Origin of the sequence: Devosia sp. (assembly GCF_017307565.1) — a bacterium.
Classification (GTDB): domain Bacteria; phylum Pseudomonadota; class Alphaproteobacteria; order Rhizobiales; family Devosiaceae; genus Devosia.
Window position 1 is genome coordinate 1 of record NZ_JAFKHD010000273.1, and the last position, 2,570, is coordinate 2,570.

Sequence of the window (2,570 nt, forward strand, 5' to 3'; positions counted from 1 at the left end):
CAGTCCGGAAGGCCGAGCAGATTGCGACTCAACAACAGCAGAGGAAAAGCTGTCTGGGTTACGTCCAAAACCGGAAAGCGCCCGCTAGCACCAAGGATGCCGAAAACCTCGATTTTTTGATCGAGGATTGCATAAGTCGTGGGCTGTTGGTGACAGCAGACTTTTCCGCCACCTGATAACTCTCACGGCAGGCAAGCCAAGATGACCGATTTCAGTGCCGTTCTTTCTGAGACCACGAAGCTGAGCGACCGCTGCCAGCAGCGCCTTGACCTGATCACGTCACTGGGCGACCGCGATACCTCAGACCCGAAAAATCTGAAGGCGATTTTGACGACGCTTTCGTTCGATGCGGTGACCATGTCAGCGACGCTTGAGCTAATTGTTGCCACCCTCAACGACGCTCGCGCTGCGGGCAGAATCTAGCCAAGCATCGTCGAGCGCAGTGATGATCTGCACTTCCCAAGGCGCGAAATGGGAGCCGGTCAGTCTCACATAAGCGTCTATGTCGCCCCAGGAGATGGGCGAGGTGCCGAACCCGTTGCCGCCGCATCTTAGTCTCACGTCCCAATAAGCTGTCCAAAGATATCGGATGGCTTCTGGAAACGGCGGCAAGATCAATTCGGATTGAAGTTGGTCCCGCCGCGCGTCAGTTCGCGCTCGGTCGATCTGCCCCTGCAGGATTTCCCGCAAGGAATGACCTTCCTTGTCGCGCGCAGATAGTTCGAATTCGCGCTCCGCGTACGCGATCAGATCGCTTCGGAGCGCTTCGTAAAAGAACTGTCGGCCGCCAGAAATTCCATGGCCTGGGCGAGCACACCAACGCGCTTCGGGTCTTCCAGCAGCATGCGAGCATTCGCCTCGGTGAAGGCGAAATCCGTGCCATCGATGCGGATGGCAGACCAACCCACGAGGCGCTCAATAACATAGGTCACGTTACTCGAACGAACGTCGGCCGGCGTCTGTTCAGGTGCCACCCATTTCTTTCCATTGACCTGCGCCTGCTCGATCAACTTGTCCTTGTGGAGCCGCTCGCGCGCGGTGCGGTTCGCCTGATCGACGGCTTTCGGGTGGCCAGGGCCAGCGAACTGCCAGAGCCAGCCAGAGGGCTTGCCGGCAACCACCACATCCATGGTGGCAATATCGGCGCCGGCAAAGCTATCGAGCGAGAGGTCGAGAACGTCTTCCGTCTTGGTCATTTCGTCACTTTCGGATTGGCGCGGCGCGGTTGGGCCGGCGTGGTTGGCTTGATCGATGCGGCGCGGGCCGTCTCGCTGATTGAGATACTGGTGAGCCCGTCCGGGCTACCTGGCCAAATGATAGCGAGGCCATGGGCCCTGCCTTCGGCAATGGCTTGGTGCAGGGCCGTGGCCGCGGCGCGGATAGAATTCTCTGACTTGCTCATCAGACAGCGGAGGTCTGGTACTTGATCGTGGTGCGGTCGAACGCGCCACCACGTTCGTCCGCGCCGGTGAGCAGAGAGAAGGTCTGGGTGCGGCCGTTGTCGGCGCCGATCTCGCCCTTTGTGGCGCTAGCCAAGGTCAGGTTGCCGAGAAAGAAGGAGCAGAAGTCGGCCGCCCCGCTTTCCAGCTCCTCAAACAGCAGATGGAGGCTCAGTTCGGTTTCGTTGAGATACTGCTGGGAGCGCGTCACATCCTGCTTCAGGGCCGTGATTGAACCCTCGACAACGCCGGTATTGGTGAACACCTCTGGCGTGACCGTCGAGCCGACAACCGGCACGCCCGACGCGTTGAGATTGAGGTTGAGTTCCAGCGAAGTCACATCGAGAACATCACCGGAGCCGACGCGGATCTTCGCTTCGACTGCCGTCATGGCAATCGACACGAATTCGGTGCTCGGGTCAGTGAAATAGGGTGATGCAACGCCAGTCATGACCTCCATGTCGCGCCCGACCAGGCCGAACGTCAGGATGCACATGCCGTTCGGCTGCATCTGGAGCTGCAGACTGCCGACACGGACGCCGGTAAAGATTTCCGAGCCATCGATATCGGCCTCGTGCTCTTCAAAGGTAAAAGAGCGCGCGACAAGGCCCTGGAGCAGCTTTTTCGGCCGGTCAATCGAGAAGGCGGTGTCTGCAACCGCGGAGACCGTCAGCAAGTCGGCGACAGTGATGGTGCTGGCAGTCAGCCCCGTAATACGCAGATTGCGGTCGTTATTGCCCGCGGCGGAATGCCCGGTCAGGCGAATGACATCACCGACGCGCAACCCAGCGGTGATCCAAGAGCCTGCCGACGCGACAATCGAATTTGCGGTCGTCGTAATGCTGGTCAGGCCTGCGGTCGCCTCGGTGACGGCGAGGGCCGGCGCAAATGTGCCGCGAAAGGCCGCCTCGATCAAATCGTCAAAAGTGCCCACACTGAGGTCGCCGGCATACTGGCCAGACACAGACCGCGACCCGTGGCGGCCGCGGCTCTGGAGCCCATCGCGACGGACTTCGTTCGAACGGATAGGCTCCTTGGCAAGTGTGAGCTGGCCAGAATTGGGGCGGAACGCCTTAGCACCGGCCGCGTCTGCCATTTCGCCGAAGGAGTTTTCGGAGTTGTAGGTCACCG

3 protein-coding genes are annotated in these 2,570 nt (G+C 60.2%); 1 reads left to right on the top strand and 2 read right to left on the bottom strand.

Annotated elements, in window-relative coordinates; all coding sequences use genetic code 11:
• Nucleotides 1-201 precede the first annotated feature (201 nt).
• Entirely contained in the window at nucleotides 202-423 is a 222-nt protein-coding gene (locus J0I64_RS08535) for a hypothetical protein (protein ID WP_291407161.1), read from the top strand.
• A gap of 323 nt (nucleotides 424-746) precedes the next feature.
• Here the strand turns inward: J0I64_RS08535 and J0I64_RS08540 are convergent, their stop codons facing one another.
• Together J0I64_RS08540 and J0I64_RS08545 are read right to left on the bottom strand one after the other, a co-directional pair.
• Nucleotides 747-1,196, bottom strand: coding sequence for a hypothetical protein (locus J0I64_RS08540; RefSeq protein WP_291407162.1), 450 nt, complete (start codon nucleotides 1,194-1,196; stop codon nucleotides 747-749).
• Between the two features lie 205 nt (nucleotides 1,197-1,401).
• The coding region (locus J0I64_RS08545) for a phage tail tube protein (RefSeq protein ID WP_291407163.1) at nucleotides 1,402-2,570 on the bottom strand (1,169 nt) is incomplete at its 5' end.